We start from the raw sequence: 17,484 nt of genomic DNA on the forward strand, positions 1-17,484 counted from the left end.
GTCAATCAAAACCGCCGCATGCTGCCATGCGCCTTCGTAAACGAGATACGGTCATCGAGCCGAGTGCCAGGGCACAAGCGCGGGATCACAGCAGTGCCGAGCGTCTATTTTCTCGGCCTGCCTTGGCTGTGCGGGAGGAAGAAGGCCGCCCGCGAAGACGGCCTTCCAATCTGACATGCCGACTGTTCGACTGGCTATTGCGGCACTCCCTCGACGGTGTAGGTCCGGAATTTCGCTAGCTTGTCGCGAAGCGGCAGGAGGTCTTTGAAGGCCGCGGAATCGCGATAGGCTTTGATCTGCTCAACGCTATCCCATCGCTGGATAACAATGCGCGATTTCGGCGGCTCTCCTTCGATTGTCGTGGTTTTGCCGCCAGCGGCAAGGAATTTGCCGCCGGCCGCCTTGATGGCAGCTTGAGCCTTCGGGGCATAGTCCTTCACATAGGACTCCAGGTTCGTGGGCTCGATTTCTACCACCTGATATACCGGCGGCTTGGCTTGGGCATGGAGACCCTGGACCGCGACCGCACCGAGTCCGAAGCCAGCGAGCATCGCCAATGTCATTGAATAATAAGTTTTCATGACCGTTTTTCCCTGAGAATTGAAAAACAATCGGCCGTACTGGATCGCACGACCGTGCGCTTGCGAATACAAATAGCACCGGCAAAAAAACGTCGGTCTGTTGAAGCCGAGGGTATGGCGAAGCTGCCGTTCGTCCGCGAGCCGCAGCCTCGCCATCCAGATCTCAGCTGCCGGGCGGGCTATAGGAGGGGCGCAGCTTGACCGCGTTCTGGCGGACCTGCTTGATCTCGTCCTGCGTGAAGAGCCGCGTCAGCTTCACGTTCTGCAGTGTCCCGGCAGTGACGGTCAGCCCGGAGATGGCGGGCGCCGTGCTCGGATCGGGCACGTCGAAAATGACCATGACGCCCGGACCGTCTGCTGCAACGCTGTACATCGACACCAGCTTTCCGCCGGCCGCTTCAATGACTTTGCGCGCGGCCTCCTGGCGGTTGGTCGCGGGGTTTTCCAGAATGGCGTTGAGAGCGCGTGGCGTATATTGCCCGGTGAGACAAAAATGCATGGCATGCTCCTTCTGGGTTTTGTGAAAACGAGTTTTCCGTGCCGACCCGGAGAGGTCGACACGTTCGCCGCATCCGAAAATGTTGAAAGTACACTGCCCTGCCGTGGGCATGGCGCTGCCATGACTATCGGGATTTCGGCACGTCCCGTGGCGGCTCTGCTGGAAGCTTACATCAGCTGCCCGCCGTGCGAAAGAGCATAAGCAACGCGGGGCCGCGACATGCGGACTGGGCATCCCCTCCATTATTGGAGATATGAACCTGCGATGGATGACCGACTGGGCTCCCACGCCGAAACTCCCAATCACTGATTGCCCGACGTGGCAATCCTCTGCCTCAAAAAATATTTCGCTTTATCAGAAATAAAAATCAGTGTATGAATTCCCCCGTCCCACCCGATCGAGGGGCGAGCGCACGTCACGAACGCGCGGTGGAGAGGGCGGAACGAAATCCAAAGCTCGGGCAGATCATGTCGCGAGAACGCGCAACTACGCCCACCGCTGTCATCGCCCGGCTTGACCCGGCCGACCCAGTACGCCGCGGCCCATCGGCTCAAGCACGACTATCTCTGGAATACTGGATCGCCCGGTCAAGCCGGGCGACGACACCGAACATGGGACCAAGGCATTTGCGCCCAGAGAAAGCGCTCCCATTCCAAATCATGTGAACACGACAATTTATCATGCGGGTTGCGTTTTTTGCGTCGCATCATATGATGAATATAATCCAATAGAATCTCCGGCATTCAAGGGAGTCCCGCCATGACATCCAGTCCCGATCCCGTCGTCATCCTTTCCGCTGCACGCACCCCGCTCGGCCGTTTCATGGGGGAACTTACGCCGTTCGCCGCGCACAAACTCGGGTCTCATGTGATCGGCGCGGCCCTGGAACGCGCCAAACTGGCGCCTGAGCGCATCGATGAAGTATTCATGGGCAATGTGCTGCCGGCCGGCCAGGGCCAGGCCCCTGCCCGCCAGGCCGCGCGCGGCGCCAAACTACCCGACGCCACCGGCGCCACCACGGTCAACAAGGTCTGCGGTTCCGGCATGAAGGCGACCATGCTCGCCCACGACATCATCAAGGCCGGTTCGGCCGAGATCGTGCTGTCCGGCGGCATGGAGAGCATGAGCAACGCGCCGTATCTGCTGCAGAAGGCACGCGGCGGCTATCGCGCCGGCCACGACCGCATCATCGACCACATGATGATGGACGGGCTGGAGGACGCCTATGAAACGGGACGCTCGATGGGCGATTTCGGCGAGGCCACCGCCGAGGCCTACCAGTTCACCCGCGCCGACCAGGACACCTACGCGATGGAGACGCTGAGCCGCGCCCGCAAGGCGGTCGAGGGCGGCGCATTCAAGGCGGAGATCGCGCCGATCACGCTGCAAGAGAAGGCCGGCCCGCGCGTCATCGCCAATGACGAGCATCCGCTGAAGGTCGATCCGGCCAAGATCCCCGGGCTGAAGCCGGCGTTCCGCGCCAACGGCACCATCACGCCGGCCGCCTCCTCGGCCAATGCCGATGGCGCCGCGGCGCTGATCCTCGCCCGGCGCTCGCTCGCCGACCGCGACGGGCTGCCGGTGCTGGCCGAGATCAAGGGCCACGCCACCCACAGCCAGGAACCGCAATGGTTCACCACCGCGCCGATCCCGGCGATCAGAAAACTGCTCGACAAGGTCGGCTGGAGCGTCGGTGATGTCGATTTGTTCGAGATCAACGAGGCGTTCGCGGTGGTGGCGATGGCGGCGCAGCGCGACCTCGGCATTCCCAGGGACAAGCTCAATATCAATGGCGGCGCCTGCGCGCTCGGCCACCCGATCGGTGCCACCGGCGCGAGGCTGATCGTGACGCTGCTGCACGCGCTGGAGGCACAGGGCCTGAAGCGCGGTGTCGCCGCGCTGTGCATCGGCGGCGGCGAAGCCACCGCGATCGCGGTCGAGCGGGTCACGCATTAGAGCGGGCTGACGTTAGGTTGAATCGGTCCGGCCGCAGACACGGCGCACCTCTCCCGCTTGCGGGGGTCGAGACGAGCGAAGCTCGCTCTTAGGTCGCATCGCATCGAAAGATGCGGTGCGGGTGGGGGCTCTCTCCGCTCGATGATTCTGACTCGTGGAGAGAGCCCCCACCCCAGCCCTCCCCGCAAGCGGGTCTACAGCATTCACACATCGAGGTTGAAGACTGGAAGGATGTCTGATTCCGTATCGTCCAATTGGATCGCAAGCGGGAGAGGGAGCGCAGCGTCTTCGCGGTTGCCATTCTCGTCACGCTCCAGCTGGCTTTCCGAGTCTGAAAACGAGGGAACCACGTCATTTTAGACGTGGCTCGCTCGTGCTATGCTGTGCATCTCGAATTGATTTCCTGTCGGACATCTGGAGCCCAATGATCTCGAACTGGCTTGCTGCAACCCTCGCCCGCCGCAACATCCATTACGGCTGGGTGATGGTCGGCGTGACTTTCCTTGCCGCGCTGATCTCGGCCGGCACCGTCGGTGCGCCCGGCGTCTTCATCGTGCCGCTGCAGAAGGAGTTCGGCTGGTCCACCGCCGAGATTTCCTCGGCGCTGTCGATCCGCTTCATCCTGTTCGGGCTGATGGCGCCGTTCGCCGCCGCCTTGATGAACCGCTACGGTCTGCGCAACGTGACGCTGGCGGCGCAGCTGATCGTGGTGTCGGGCCTCGTCGCCTCGCTGTTCATGACCAAGGTTTGGCAGTTGGTCCTGCTGTGGGGCGTCGTGATCGGGATCGGCACCGGCATGACGGCGCTGGTGCTCGGCGCGACCATCGCCGCACGATGGTTCGCGGCGCGCCGCGGCCTCGTGGTCGGCATTCTCACCGCGAGTGTCGCGACCGGGCAACTCGCCTTCCTGCCGTTGATCGCCACCCTGACCGACCGCTATGGCTGGCGCGTGGCGCTGGCGATGGTCTGCGTCGCGCTCGGCATCGCCGCCTTTGCCGTGCTGATGGTGATGCGTGACCGGCCGAGCGATGTCGGCCTACGCCCGTTCGGCGATGAAGGCACCGCGCCCTTGCCCGCGCCGCCGCCGGCCAATGCGCCGATCATAGCCGCCGCGCTCGGCACGCTCCGCGAGTCCTCGAAATCATCCGTGTTCTGGATCCTGTTCGCGACCTTCTTCATCTGCGGGGCCTCGACCAACGGCCTGGTCCAGGTCCATTTGATCCCGATGTGTCTCGACTACGGCATCCCGCAGGTGCAGGCCGCAAGCCTGCTCGCCGCGATGGGCATCTTCGATTTCTTCGGCACCATCATCTCGGGCTGGCTGTCGGACCGCTTCGATAATCGCAGGCTGCTTTGCTGGTATTACGGCCTGCGCGGGCTGTCGCTGGTCTGGCTGCCGTTCTCGGACTTCTCGTTCTACGGTCTCTCGGTGTTTGCGATGTTCTACGGGCTCGACTGGATCGCGACCGTGCCGCCGACGGTGCGGCTGACCGCGCAGCGCTTCGGCGCCGAGCGTGCCAATCTGGTGTTCGGCTGGATCTTTGCCGGCCATCAGCTTGGCGCCGGTGCCGCCGCGTTCGGCGCGGGCCTGTCACGCACACTCTATGCGAGCTATTTGCCGGCGTTCTTCATCGCGGGCGCGCTCTGCATCTTCGCCTCCGGGATCGTGCTGGCGATCTCGCGACCGCAGCCGCAACCACGGGCGAAACCGGTCACGGCCTGAAGAAAATGGCGCGCAACATGGCTGCGCGCCATCAGTCGTTCCGGGTAACGTCGGTTATTATTCCGCAGCGAGGCCGGTCGGCGCAGCCTCGTCGGCTTGCTTGTTGTAGTCGTGCACGACGCGGCCGAACGGCAGCGTCAGGTCGGCGATATAATGATGCGCGCCGATAACGCGCTTGACCGGGAAGTCCGCGACCGGCGCATTGACGTGCGGCACCAGATGCAGCCGGCCGGGCCCGATCCACGAGCCCTTGACGACGATGTCGGTGAGGTTGATCGCGACCAGCTGGCAGATTTCCAGATGGCCATCGACGCCGGGGATCATCTTCAGATTCACTTGCGTCTTCGACAGCGTGGCGCGGGTGACGTCGCCGTTGCCGGCCATCGCCTCGTGCTTGTAGCCCATTGTGCCCATGGCGACGAGCTGGCCGGCATATTCCAGCGTGCCGGTCAGCGTGTCCTTGACGATCTCGAGCTTCGGATGGGCATATTTCTTCGGAAAGCCCCAGATCTCGCGGCCGGCCGCGATCGGCGGATCGTCATCGAGATACATCTGGCAGACGAAATTGACGTCCTCGCCGTGCAGCTTGGCCGGGATGACGAGGCCGGACTCGGTGTAGCTGCCGAAGCCGGAGCTGTCGGGCATCTTGATCCATTCGTAGTGCACGATCGGGTCTGCGATCGGCTCCAGCGGCTCGGGCAGGCCGGCGCGGATCAGGTCCGGATCGGTCTCATAGGTGATGACGAGGAATTCGCGGTCGACGAAACGATAGGGTCCGGCCGGATAGCTCGGACCAGCGGCCGGCATCGACGGAAGCTTAAGCAGATCTTCCCTGCGCATCGCAAAATCCCCCTGTTTGGAAATATTGACCGGAGGCTAGCGGCCGAGATTGACGGCGATGTGAGGGATTTCCGTCAGCCACGTGACCTGCGCCGCGTGACCTGCGTTTTGCGGAGAGGCCAACGCTAACCATGCAGGCAAACGCGCCAGATGCACGACGCGCCGGCCGCGGCTTGTCATCACGGCGTCATGCCTGCGCTGAATTCTCGCCGCAAATTGGAGTACCGGTCATGGACGCGCGATCCCCTCATTCCGACGATATCGACCACCAGATGCCAGGCTGGCGGCCCGAAGGGTGCAATCGCGTCGCGCTGGTACTGCAGGGCGGCGGGGCGCTCGGCGCCTACCAGGCCGGTGTCTATCAGGCGCTGCACGAGGTGGGTATCGAGCCGGATTGGGTCTGCGGCGTCTCGATCGGCGCGATCAACTCGGCGCTCATCGCGGGCAATCCGCCCGAGAAGCGGCTGGAGCGGCTGCATACCTTCTGGGACCGCATTACCAGCCGCAAGATCTGGCACTACACGCCCGACGGCGACATTTTCCGCCAGGCCCGCAACTTCACCAGTTCATGGATGACGACGACGCTGGGGCAACCCGGCTTCTTCACCCCGCATCAAACCAATCCATGGTTCAGTCCGACCGGTTCGCGCACCGCGACCAGCTACTACGACACCGTGCCCTTACGCGAGTCGCTGCTCGAGCTGGTCGATTTCGACCGCATCAACTCCAAGAAGATGCGCTTCGCGGTCGGCGCCGTGAACGTGCTCTCAGGCAATTTCATCTATTTCGACAATGCCCATGACGAGATCATCCCGGAACACATCATGGCGAGCGGCGCGCTGCCGCCGGCGCTGCCGATGGTCAAGGTCGGCACCGATCATTTCTGGGATGGCGGCATCGTCTCCAACACGCCGCTGCAGCATCTGCTCGACCAGGAGGACAACGCCAACTCGCTGGTGTTCCAGGTCGACCTGTTCTCGGCCCGCGGCACGCTACCGCGCGACATCCAGGACGTGATGGCCCGCCACAAGGACATCATGTATTCGTCGCGCACCCGCTACAACACCGACGTCTACCGCAAGACCTACAGCCTGCGCACCGCCCTGCACAACGCGCTGGCGAAGATCCCCGACGATCAACTGTCGGAGGACGAGCGCCAGCTCAAGAAATCGAACAGCACGCTGCCCGGGATCACGCTGCTGCAACTGATCTATCAGCAGAAGGCCTATGAGGGCGACGCCAAGGACCACGAATTCTCCGGCACCTCGATGCGTGAGCACTGGGCGAGTGGACACGAGGACACCAAGCGCTCGCTGAAGCGGCGGGACTGGATCAAGATGCCCGAGAACGGCATGGGCATCGTGATCCACGACGTGCATCGCGAGACGGATTAGGTGGATGTCGTTCCGGGGCATGCGAAGCATGAACCCGGAACCTCGAGATTCCGGGTTCGGTCCTGCGGACCGCCCCGGAATGACAACGTCACAAGCTACGGCCGCGTGGACATATTGCTCGGCGGGCCTGCTTTGCGGATCGGTTCGGCCAGACGCGCGAACTCGCAGAGCAGCGAGCGGGTCTTGCGAGGGTCGATCACCTCCTCGACCCAGAACTTCTCGGCCGAGCGGAACGGCGAGCGCAGCTTGTTGAGGCGATCCTCGATCTCGCGCAGTTTCGCCGCGGGATCCGCCGCCACCTCGATCTCGGCGCGATACGCCGCCTCGATGCCGCCTTCCAGCGGCAGCGAGCCCCAATAGGCCGACGGCCAGGCGTAGCGCATCGAGAAGCGGTTGGCCGGCTGATGCACCACGCCGGCGACACCGAAGGCGTTGCGGATGATGATGGTGCACCAGGGCACCGTGCTCTGGTTGACCGCCGTCATCGCGCGCACGCCGTGGCGGATGGTGGCGGACTTCTCCGCCTCGAGCCCGATCATGAAGCCGGAGCAATCCATCAGATAGACCACCGGCAGATGGAAGGTCTCGGCGAAGTCGACCCAGCGCACCACCTTCTGGCAGGCATCCGCAGTCCAGGAGCCGCCATAGTGGAAGGGATCGCTCGCCAGCAGCAGCACCGCCCTGCCCTCGATCCGCGCCAGGCCCGTGATAACCGGCCGTCCGAAATTGGCCGCCACCTCGAAGAACGAGCCCTTGTCGACGACCGCCTCGATAATGGGGCGCATCTTGTAGACCTGCCGCCGGTTGCGCGGCACCGCCTTCAACAGCGAATCCTCTGCACGTTCCGGATCGTCGGTGCAGGGGATGGTCGGCGGCAGTTCATAGACCGACGACGGCAGATAGGAGAGGAAGCGCCGTGCGTACTCAAACGCCTCCTCTTCGGTATCGACGGCCTGGTCGATCGCGCCGGCGCGGGTCTGGATGTCGGCGCCGCCGAGCTCCTGCTTGGTCAAATCCTGGCCGAGGCGCTTCACCACCGGCGGTCCGGCAACGAACATCGCGGAGCTCTTGGTCATGACGGAATAATGGGTCGCCGCCAGGCGCGCGGCGCCGAGACCGGCGACCGAGCCGAGGCCGAGCCCGACCACCGGCACGCGCGCCAGATTGGCGGTCGTGTACCAGTACCAGCGCGTGCCGCCGACGCCGCCGGGCAGATTGGCAGCGCCCCTGGTCTCGATCGTCTTGACCGAGCCGCCGCCGCCGGAGCCCTCGATCACTCGGATGATCGGCAGGCGGAAGTCATGCGCCATCTCCTCCGCCATCAGCGGCTTGGCGGAAATCGATGCGTCCGCCGATCCGCCGCGCACGGTGAAATCGTCGCCGACCACGACCACGGTGCGGCCATCGACCCTGGCGCGGCCGAACACACAGTTCGCCGGCGTCAGATGCTTGAGTTCGTTGTTCTCGTCGTATTCGGCGATGCCGGAGATGGCACCGATCTCGTGGAAGCTCTGCTTGTCTACCAGCCCGTCGATACGCTCGCGGACGGTGAGCCGACCCTGGTCGCGTTGCCGCTTGACCTTGTCAACGCCTCCCATCTCCCGCGCGAACGCTTCGCGCCGGGCGAGGTCGTCGAGTTCCGGCTTCCAGTTCATTCATCGCCTCCGTCTTGATGATTTTATTGTTGTTATGGACGCTCACCGGAGGCGACTTTCGCTCGATCCGATTGTGGAAGATGTCGCCGTCGGCGCCTTCGAGCAGGCTGCCGACCGCGGCCGCGAGGTCGACGATGTGCGGCGCGACCTCCTTGTGCAGCCGCTTCTCGTCATACATCGCCGAGAGCAGGCCGATGGTGGTCACCACATAGGTCTGATATTGCGGCGACCAGAGCGGCACCGCGACGCCGTTGATATGCGGGCTCCACAGGCCGCAGGCGACGACGTAGCCGTGCTCGCGCAGATGACGGCGATTAGCCTCGATCCGCGGCGTGAGCATCTTTGCGCCATCGGGCATATTGCCCTCCATCTCGGCGATCAGCGCGTCGCCGAGCACCGGATCCAGTGCAGCAGTGTAGGCATGGCCGGCGGCTGTCGTCGCCATCGAGATGCGGCTGCCGGTGGCTTCGTGCAGCCCCAGCGCGTTCGCGGCGCGTGCGAATTCGAGATAGACCATTTGATAGCGGTCGGGGATGACGAAGCCCACGGTGCCGGGGAGTTGGTCGGCGACGTCCTGCAGACGCAGCCGGATCAGATTGCGAAGCTGCAACCCCTTCATCATCGTCGTGCTCATCGCCACAGCGCTCGGGCCGATGCGATACTTCTGATCGCGCGGCAGATAGACGAGCTGTCCCATCCGCGTCAGCGTGTGCGTCAAACGCGACACCGTCGAACGCGGCAGGCCGCAGCGATTGGCGATTTCGAGATTGCCGAGCCGCGCCTCGTGCCCCTCGAAGCACCGCAACACATCAAAGGCGCGCGACACCACCTGGATGACATCGCCATCGCCTGTCTCGCTGGCGAGCATTCCCTGCCGGCTAAGCCGTTCCGAGCGCCGTCCCATATTGTTTCGCTCCGTTCCGTGCTGCGGAATAAAATTCCACTTGCAGATGAAGCTACCTCAGGCAATCTGCCGCCACAACAAAAAGCCGTTCGCCGGATGAAATTTCCGCAAGACGGTATCGGAGAGTGGAATGCCAGAGATCAAGGTCGTGACCGAAGTCGCCGGGCGCGTTTGCGCGCTTCCCGTTCAGGCCGGCAGCAGCATCGGCGACGGTGACGAAATCGCGTTCGTCGAAGCCATGAAGATGGAAATACCTGTTACCTCGACGGCAGCAGGCAAAATCAAGTCGATTCTGGTCAAGATCGACGATGTCATTGCCGAAGGCCAGGCGGTTGCGATCGTCGAGACCTGACAGCAGTCGTCCCGCCTCCCCGCGCGGTCCTCCCTTCGCAAATGCTGGCTCCCGGATCGCCTCATCTTTCGAGGGACGCGGCGTCGTCAGCTGTTTCGTTTTCGAAACAATTCCAGCGCAGAAGTTTCGCATTATGAAACAAATAGCGAGCGATCGCTCGCTTGGCTGCCGCCTCGGTTCGAGACCGATGACCGTCGAATCTCGGCCCCCAATCTGACCAGCCTGCCTTGCGCCAAATGTCAGGGCGCACTCGGTTGCGCGCGCGCGGATTGCGTTGCACAACAGGAGGCGATGAAACGATCGCCTCCGCCCGTCACCGCCACCACCACGGCCTGGACCAGCTCGAAGCCGCCGCTGCTGCGGTTTCTGCACGCCTGCTACGCCGACTTCCTGCCTGAGATCGGGGGCGCCGTTGCCGACTACATCCCCGAGCTCGGCAAGGCCGATCCTGCACATTTTGGTATCAGCCTCGCGACCCTCGACGGCCATGTCTACGAGGTCGGCGACACCAAGATCCCCTTCACCATCCAGTCGATGTCGAAGCCGTTCGTGTTTGCGCTGGCGCTGGACACGCTGGGCGCCGAACGGGTGGAAAGCGTGATCGGTGTCGAGCCATCGGGCGACCCCTTCAACTCGATCCGGCTCAACGCGGACAACCATCCCTTCAACCCGATGGTCAATGCCGGCGCGATCGCCTGCTCCGGGCTGATCCATACGGCCAAGGGCGACGATGCGTTCGACTACATCCGGCAGGCGCTCGGCCGCTTCGCCGGCCGCGAGCTTGGCGTCGACGAAGCGGTCTTTGCGTCCGAGAGCGCGACCGGTGACCGCAACCGGGCGATCGGCTATCTGCTGCGCACCAACGGCGTGATCACCGAAAACGTCCCGGCGGTGCTGGCCGTCTATTTCCGGCAATGCGCCATCCTCGTTACCGCGCGCGACACCGCCGTGATGGCGGCGACGCTCGCCAACCGCGGCATCAATCCGCTGACCGGTCAGCAGGTGGTGACGCCCTATGCCATCTCCCGGACGCTCTCGGTGATGACGTCATCAGGCATGTACGACTATGCCGGCGAATGGATTTATCGCGTCGGCATCCCCGCCAAGAGCGGCGTCGGCGGCGGCATCCTGGCGGCGTTGCCGGCGCGGCTCGGACTTGGCAGCTATTCGCCGAACCTTGACAAGCACGGCAACAGTGTGCGCGGCATCAAGGTCTGCGAAGCGCTGTCGGCGCATTACGACCTGCACATGCTCAACCGCAGCGACGACGCTCGCCACAGCATCATCGCCGACTACAATATCGGCAAGAATCCGTCGCGGCGCGTCCGCCGGCCGCAGGAGCAGGAGATCCTGGCCAGGCATTTCCAGGAGGTGCGCGTGATCGAGCTGGTCGGCACGCTGTCGCTCTCCAATGTGGATTACGTGTCGCGCCGTCTCGGCGGCGGGCCGCGTCCGGAGTTCGTGATCTTCGATCTGCGCCGCGTCACCGCAACGACGCGCGCCGGGGCGCGTCTGGTGGGCGAAGCCTTCAAGGACCTGGCCGAGCTCGGCGTCACCGTGATTTTATCAGGCATCAAGCGGACGTCGCGGGAATGGACCACCATCAGCGAATGGACCAGCCGGCTCGGCAATATCAGGGATTTCTATCTGCTCGACACCGCGATCGAATGGGCAGAGGACCAGATCGTCTACCGCTATGGCGGCTCAATCGACTTCTTCGAGACCACCGAACTCTCCGAGCAGCCTCTGCTGGCCGGGTTGAGCGAGGAGGAGTTGTCTGACCTCGCCTCGCTCAGCACGGTCAGGACGTATCAGCCGAACGAGAAGATCCTCGCGGCCGGCGACATGGCTACCTCGCTATTCTTCCTGCGCAGCGGCGTGGTCCATGTCACCCTGCCCGACGGCATCCGGCTCGCGACCTTGACCGCCGGCATGGCGTTCGGCGAGATGGCGCTGCTGGAGCCAAAGCGCTCCGCCGATGTGCTGGCCGACATGTCGGCGACCGCCTATGAGGTGGCGATCCGCGATTTCGAGCGCTTCAGCAAACAGTACCCCCGCGCCGGTGAACGCATCATGCGCAACCTTGCGCAACTGCTCGCGGACCGCCTGATCGTCGCGAATGCGAAGGTGGATCTGCTGACGTCGGGCTAACTCTTCTCCCTCACCCCGCTCTTGCGGAGTCGAGACGAACGAAGTTCGCTCTTGGAGGGTTGGGGTGAGGCGTTGTTTCCGCAAACTCAGCAGCAGTTGGACTCGCGGAGGCTCCCCCTCACCCGGAGCGCATTCCGCTTCGCTGCATGCTCTCCGGCCCCTCCCCGCAGGCGGGGCGAGGCGAAGAGAGGGCGCCGCGAGGCTGGAGATCAGCTCACCACTTCGGTCACGGGCTGCAGGTCGATCTCGAACGTCTCAAGGAATTTCGACGTCATGATGTAGAAGCCGACCGAGAGCTGAAGTTCGATCAGCGCTGCCGGCGTCAGCTTCGAAGCGATCGCCTTGAAGGTCGCATCCGTCGGTTTCTTCAGCTTGACGATCTCGTCGGTGAAGGCGAGCGCCGCGCGCTGCACCTCGTCGAAGCAGGCAGCTTGCTGCCAGTTTTCCAGCGCGGCGTTCTGCTCGTCGGTGACGCCGACATTCTTGCCGATGCGCTTGTGCGCCACGATCTCGTAGGGCGCCTCGCAAAGAATGCCGGTGCGCGTGATCGCAAGCTCGCGCACGATCGGATCGAGTTCGCCCTTGTGGCGGATCGCGCCGCCGAGCCGGCAATACTGCTCAAAATAGCTCGGCGAATGCGCCATCATGCGAAAGATGTTGGCGTTGCGGTTCTTGTCGAGGATCTCGCGGGTGCGCGGGCTTGCTGCTGCGGGATCGGAGTAATCGATGCGGGCCATTTCCTAACCTTGATCATGTTATCGTTTCTGTCGGGTTCCAAACAGTAGCCGTCGCCCGTCGCGGGAGCAACACGACTGAGTCAAATTGCCGCCGTAATGCTGTTCAACCTTGAGAAGGTCGATATTCGCTGAGTGGGGACTCATCAAAAGCGAATGCTCGACGCGGGGTGTTCCGAGTACAAAATCTGGCCGTCTTGCGCGTTGTCGCGCAACGATGAGTCACGCCCGGGTCTAGGGGAAACGCATGAAGGAAGCCACCAAGAGGGCGGCCTCGGAGGCGCTTGCGCAAATGCTGGCGGTGACGGCAATGCTCGTCATCGCCAGCGTTGTGCTCTATTGGCGGTGATTGCCGTCTGGTAACGCGTAAAGGTCGTCATTGCGAGGAGCGCAGCGACGAAGCAATCCATGCTCCCCCGTCCAGCCATGGATTGCTTCGCTTCGCTCGCAATGACGGGCGTTATTTCGCCTTGGCGAAGTAGGGAACCAGCCGTTCCGCGAATTGCATGAAGCGCGCGGCGACCTTGTCGCCGATGGCGAGATCATGGTCGCCATGGGCCATCATGCGGAACCCTTCGTCGGTGTCGACCAGCACGATGTTGTAGGGCACATGCGCTCGCGTCTCCGGCGTGGCGGCGCGGCAGACCAAAGAGGTCGCGTACACCGTCCCTGCCCCGCTCGCCCGATGCTCGGTCAGATCAGGTGAGCCGCAGGCGGCGCAGAAGCTGCGGCGGAAATATTGCCGGGCGCCGCAGGCGCTGCAGGCCTGATAGACGATCGCTCCCGCGCCCTTGGTCCAGTCGGCGATTGGTCCGCTCATCGCACACGCTCCAGGAACATGCTGACATGCGACGACAGCACACCGCCGTCGCCATGCAGCAGCGCGACCGAGGCATCGCGCACCTGGCGATTGCCGGCCCGTCCCGTCATCTGCAGATGGGTCTCGACCAGATGCGCCATCGCCCCGCCGACGCCGCAATGGCCATAGCTGAGCAGGCCGCCATGGGTGTTGAGCGGCATCTCGCCATCACCATTGAAATAGCCGGCGCGCACCCGCGCCGCAGCCTCGCCGCGTTTGGCTAGGCCGAGATCTTCCAGCAGCATCGCGAGCGTGATGGTGAAGCTGTCATAGACCGCGGCGTAGCGAACGTCCGAGGTCGCGATACCCGACGCCTCCCTCGCTTTCGCAATTGAGATCTCCGCGCCGAGTTCGCTCAGCGCGGGCGCTGCCGTGACATGCTGATGGGTATGCGCCTGGGCACAGCCGCGGATGCCAACCCGCCTGTCGCCGGTCGCCTCACGGCTGATCACGAACGCCGCGCCGCCATCGGACACCGGGCAGCAGTCCAACAGCTTGAGTGGCATCGCCACCGGCTTCGACGCCATCACATCGGCCACCGTGATCGGCTCGTGGAACTGGGCGCCGGGATGCATCAGCGCGTGCTTTCGCATCAACACGGCGAACTCCGCAAGGTCTTCTTGCGTCACGCCATACTCATGCATGTAGCGCGTTGCGACCAAGCCGTAATAGGCCGGGATCGTCGGCCCCAGCGTCACCTCGTAGTCGGGATGGCCGACCTGGGCGAGTGCCTGGATCGAGGCGTCGCGGCTCTGCCCGGTCAGCCGGTTCTCGCCGCCGACCACCAGCACGTGCCTGGCCACGCCGGCGTCGACGAGATGATGCGCGAGCATGGTCATCGCGAGCCCGGTGGCGCCGCCGACCTGCACCGCATGGGCGTAAGCCGGCCGAATGCCGAAATGCTCGGCGAACACGGTCGCCAGCATGATGTGCGGCGAGACGGTGGAATAGCCGCAGAGGATCCCGTCGATCTCCGCGCGCTTCAGTCCGGCATCTGATATCGCAAGCTCGGCCGCCTTGCTCATCAGGTCGAGCGAGGACGAACCTTCATGCTTGCCATAGGACGTGAGACCGACACCGGTGACGAAGCTCATCTCAATACGACTTCGGAAGGCCAAGCACCTTCTCGCCGATGAAGCTGAGGATGAGCTGCGGGCTGATCGGCGCGATGCGTGGGATCAGCGATTCCCGCAAATAGCGCTCGACGTGATACTCCTTGGCATAGCCGAAGCCGCCATGGGTCATCACCGCCTGTTCGCAGGCGTGGAAGCCGGCTTCGGCCGCGAGATATTTGGCGGCGTTGGCCGCGGGACCGCACGGCAGGTTCTGGTCGTATTGCCAGCCGGCGCGCAGCACCATCAGCCAGGCGGCCTCGAGCTCCATCCAGCACTTCGCGAGCGGATGCTGGATCGCCTGGTTCATGCCGATCGGACGGTTGAACACGATGCGGCCCTTGGCGTACTCCGAGGCCCGCTTCAGTGCGATCTGGCCGAGGCCGACGGCTTCGGCCGCGATCAGGATGCGCTCGGGATTCATGCCGTGCAGGATGTATTCGAAGCCGCGGCCTTCCTCGCCGATGCGATCTTCCACCGGGATTTCAAAATTCTCAAAGAACAATTCGTTTGAGTCGACGGACTTGCGGCCCATCTTCTCGATCTCGTGCACGGTTACGCGCTTCTTGTCGAAATCGGTGTAGAACAGGCTGAGGCCGTGCGTCGGACTTCGCACCTCCTCCAGCGAGGTGGTGCGCGCCAGCAGCAGGATCTTGTTGGCGACCTGCGCGGTCGATATCCACACCTTCTGGCCGTTGACGACGTATTTGTCACCCTGGCGCACCGCGCGGGTCTTGAGCTGCGTGGTGTTGAGGCCAGTGTTGGGCTCAGTGACCGCGAAGCAGGATTTGTCGCGGCCGTCGATGATCGGCGGCAGCATGCGATGGCACTGCTCCTTGGTGCCGAACACCACGACCGGATTGAGCCCGAATACATTCATGTGCACGGCCGACGCGCCGGACATGCCGGCGCCCGATTCCGAGATCGTGCGCATCATGATCGCGGCATCGGTGATGCCGAGACCGGAGCCGCCAAATTCCTCGGGGATGCAGATGCCGAGCCAGCCGGCGTCGGCCAGCGCGCGGTGGAAGTCGGCCGGGTAACCGCCCTCCTTGTCCTTCTTCAGCCAGTAGGCATCGTCGAAGCGCGAGCAGATCTTCCCGATGGCATCGCGGATCGATTCCTGGTTGGCCGAGAGTGCGAAATCCATGAGAGCGGTCCTTAAATGTTTTGCGCAAGTTTGGTGACGCCGTCGCGCTCCATCGCGGAGATGTCGTCGGCGGAGAAACCCGCTTCCCGCAGGATCTCCTCGCCGTGCTGGCCGAGCCGCGGCGCCAGCCGCTGCGGCTCCGCCTTGGTCTCCGACCACCGCGCCGACACCTTCATGTTGCGGATGCGGCCCTCGGTCGGATGTTCCGTGACCGGAAACACATCTGTCGCGACGATGTGCGGATCCTGCAACAGAGTTTCGAGATCGTGCATCGGCATCACGGGCACGTCGGCCTTTTCGAGAATCTCGTTCCACTCGGCCGTGGTCCTGGTTAACAGGATGCGCGCGAGTTCGGCGTAAACAACGTCGATATTGGTGGCGCGGCCGGAGAAGGTCGCGAATTTCGGATTGCTGCGGAGATCGTCGCGGCCGGTGGCCTTGAAGAAATTCTCCCACTGCTTGTCGTTGTAGACGATCACGCAGATATAGCCGTCCGAGGTCTTGTAGGGCCGCCGATCCGGCGAGAGATGCCGCGCGTAGCCACCCTTGTCGAGCGGCGGATCGTAGGTCAGCCCGCCCATGTGGTCGCCCATCACGAAGCCGGCCATGGTCTCGAACATCGGAATGTCGACGCGCTGGCCCTGCCCGGTCCGGCCGCGATGCACGAGGCTTGCGCAGATCGCGCCGACCGCGGTGAGGCCCACGATGCGATCGACCAGCGCGTTCGGCACATAGCGCGGCACACCGTCGGATGTCTGCGCCATCAGCGCCGGCAACGCAGTTGCGCCCTGGATCAGATCGTCATAGGCGGGCTTGGCGGCGTAAGGCCCCTCCTGGCCGAAGCCGAATACGCCGGCATAGACCAACCGTGGATTGATCTTGGAGACGACGTCGTAGCCGAGCTGCAGCCGCGCCATTGCCTGCGGCCGCACATTGTAGACCAGCACATCGGCCTTCGCGATCAGCCGCAGCACGGCCTCGCGCCCCGCTGGCTTCTTCAGATCAAGACAGATCGAGCGCTTGCTGCGGTTGGTGTTGAGGAACACCGGTCCCATGCCGGGGTGCCGCGTCGGCCCGATCTGTCGCGTCACGTCGCCATCGGGCGATTCCACCTTGATGACGTCAGCGCCGTAATCACCGAGCATCTGGGTGGCATAGGGCCCCATCAGCACGGTCGTCATGTCCACGACCTTGATGCCCTGTAGTGGTCCCATCGTCCTGTGCGCTCCCGGCTGTTCTGGTTGATGACCTAGTAACGGGAGGTTTTCGTAGAGATCAAGCTGCGCCCGGCGTATGGGCGTATGCGTGCCGGCGTCGATTAAGGCTCTGGTCGATCCAGGACGCGCGTAGGGACTACTGCCCCGGCAGAGCCTCGCGGGCCTTCAACAGCTTCTCCAATTCCTCGTTCTGCTGTTCCAGGCGCTCGGAGATGCGCTCCTCGACCTCAGCGCCCGCAGCACCGGCGGCCTGCTCGATCAGTTGCCGGATATTGTCGCGCAGGACCGCGATGCGATCATTCAGTTCCGGCAGCGACAAAAAGCTCTCGTTTCCCATGGTGCAGTCTCCAGCGCAGC

Annotated in this window: 16 protein-coding genes; 5 read left to right on the forward strand and 11 right to left on the reverse strand. The window is 63.7% G+C overall.

Going from position 1 to position 17,484, the window contains the following annotated elements; all coding sequences use genetic code 11:
- Window positions 1-194: 194 nt before the first annotated feature.
- The gene (locus ACP2YO_RS27720; RefSeq protein WP_426434331.1) at window positions 195-737 is read right to left on the reverse strand and encodes a DUF1330 domain-containing protein; all 543 of its coding nucleotides are present in this window, start codon (window positions 735-737) and stop codon (window positions 195-197) included.
- Between the two features lie 7 nt (window positions 738-744).
- Complete coding sequence (locus tag ACP2YO_RS27725) at window positions 745-1,191, reverse strand: GYD domain-containing protein (RefSeq protein ID WP_426434332.1); 447 nt, start codon at window positions 1,189-1,191, stop codon at window positions 745-747.
- Window positions 1,192-1,839: 648 nt separating this feature from the next.
- On the opposite strand from ACP2YO_RS27725, the gene ACP2YO_RS27730 reads away from it, so the two are divergent.
- Window positions 1,840-3,036, forward strand: coding sequence for an acetyl-CoA C-acyltransferase (locus ACP2YO_RS27730; RefSeq protein WP_426434333.1), 1,197 nt, complete (start codon window positions 1,840-1,842; stop codon window positions 3,034-3,036).
- A gap of 424 nt (window positions 3,037-3,460) precedes the next feature.
- Window positions 3,461-4,759, forward strand: a complete 1,299-nt coding sequence (locus ACP2YO_RS27735) for an MFS transporter (protein WP_426434334.1) — start codon at window positions 3,461-3,463, stop codon at window positions 4,757-4,759.
- 57 nt (window positions 4,760-4,816) lie between these two features.
- On the opposite strand, the gene ACP2YO_RS27740 is transcribed toward ACP2YO_RS27735, so the two are convergent.
- Window positions 4,817-5,599 (reverse strand): acetoacetate decarboxylase, encoded by a 783-nt coding sequence (locus tag ACP2YO_RS27740; RefSeq protein ID WP_426434335.1) that lies wholly within the window; start codon window positions 5,597-5,599, stop codon window positions 4,817-4,819.
- 230 nt (window positions 5,600-5,829) lie between these two features.
- On the opposite strand from ACP2YO_RS27740, the gene ACP2YO_RS27745 reads away from it, so the two are divergent.
- Window positions 5,830-6,993 carry a patatin-like phospholipase family protein gene (locus tag ACP2YO_RS27745; protein ID WP_426434336.1) on the forward strand — a complete coding sequence of 388 codons (1,164 nt, stop codon included), beginning with the start codon at window positions 5,830-5,832 and terminating at the stop codon, window positions 6,991-6,993.
- 95 nt (window positions 6,994-7,088) lie between these two features.
- On the opposite strand, the gene ACP2YO_RS27750 is transcribed toward ACP2YO_RS27745, so the two are convergent.
- Window positions 7,089-8,648: an acyl-CoA carboxylase subunit beta gene (locus ACP2YO_RS27750; protein ID WP_426434337.1), complete on the reverse strand. Its 1,560-nt coding sequence runs from the start codon at window positions 8,646-8,648 to the stop codon at window positions 7,089-7,091.
- Window positions 8,578-9,552: an IclR family transcriptional regulator gene (locus ACP2YO_RS27755; protein ID WP_426434338.1), complete on the reverse strand. Its 975-nt coding sequence runs from the start codon at window positions 9,550-9,552 to the stop codon at window positions 8,578-8,580. The genes ACP2YO_RS27750 and ACP2YO_RS27755 overlap by 71 nt, the downstream gene beginning before the upstream one ends.
- Window positions 9,553-9,682: 130 nt before the next feature.
- Here ACP2YO_RS27755 and ACP2YO_RS27760 point away from each other — a divergent pair, with 130 nt between their 5' ends.
- Both ACP2YO_RS27760 and glsA read left to right on the forward strand, forming a co-directional pair.
- Window positions 9,683-9,904, forward strand: a complete 222-nt coding sequence (locus tag ACP2YO_RS27760; protein ID WP_426434339.1) for an acetyl-CoA carboxylase biotin carboxyl carrier protein subunit — start codon at window positions 9,683-9,685, stop codon at window positions 9,902-9,904.
- Window positions 9,905-10,195: 291 nt separating this feature from the next.
- Window positions 10,196-12,055, forward strand: coding sequence for a glutaminase A (gene glsA / locus ACP2YO_RS27765; protein ID WP_426434340.1), 1,860 nt, complete (start codon window positions 10,196-10,198; stop codon window positions 12,053-12,055).
- A 209-nt stretch (window positions 12,056-12,264) separates the two neighbouring features.
- Here glsA and ACP2YO_RS27770 read toward each other — a convergent pair whose 3' ends face one another.
- The 6 genes from ACP2YO_RS27770 to ACP2YO_RS27795 form a co-directional block, all read right to left on the reverse strand.
- Window positions 12,265-12,792, reverse strand: coding sequence for a carboxymuconolactone decarboxylase family protein (locus ACP2YO_RS27770; RefSeq protein WP_426434341.1), 528 nt, complete (start codon window positions 12,790-12,792; stop codon window positions 12,265-12,267).
- 457 nt (window positions 12,793-13,249) lie between these two features.
- On the reverse strand, window positions 13,250-13,609 hold the full coding sequence (locus ACP2YO_RS27775) for a Zn-ribbon domain-containing OB-fold protein (RefSeq protein WP_426434342.1): 360 nt from the start codon (window positions 13,607-13,609) through the stop codon (window positions 13,250-13,252).
- Window positions 13,606-14,742 carry a thiolase family protein gene (locus ACP2YO_RS27780; protein ID WP_426434343.1) on the reverse strand — a complete coding sequence of 379 codons (1,137 nt, stop codon included), beginning with the start codon at window positions 14,740-14,742 and terminating at the stop codon, window positions 13,606-13,608. Before ACP2YO_RS27780 ends, ACP2YO_RS27775 begins: the two co-directional genes overlap by 4 nt.
- Before the next feature lies 1 nt (window position 14,743).
- Complete coding sequence (locus ACP2YO_RS27785) at window positions 14,744-15,910, reverse strand: acyl-CoA dehydrogenase family protein (RefSeq protein ID WP_426434344.1); 1,167 nt, start codon at window positions 15,908-15,910, stop codon at window positions 14,744-14,746.
- An 11-nt stretch (window positions 15,911-15,921) separates the two neighbouring features.
- Window positions 15,922-17,124: a CaiB/BaiF CoA transferase family protein gene (locus ACP2YO_RS27790; RefSeq protein ID WP_426434345.1), complete on the reverse strand. Its 1,203-nt coding sequence runs from the start codon at window positions 17,122-17,124 to the stop codon at window positions 15,922-15,924.
- A 139-nt stretch (window positions 17,125-17,263) separates the two neighbouring features.
- Window positions 17,264-17,464 (reverse strand): hypothetical protein, encoded by a 201-nt coding sequence (locus tag ACP2YO_RS27795; protein WP_426434346.1) that lies wholly within the window; start codon window positions 17,462-17,464, stop codon window positions 17,264-17,266.
- Window positions 17,465-17,484 lie beyond the last annotated feature (20 nt).

It is taken from the genome of Bradyrhizobium genosp. P, assembly GCF_049949265.1.
Classification (GTDB): domain Bacteria; phylum Pseudomonadota; class Alphaproteobacteria; order Rhizobiales; family Xanthobacteraceae; genus Bradyrhizobium.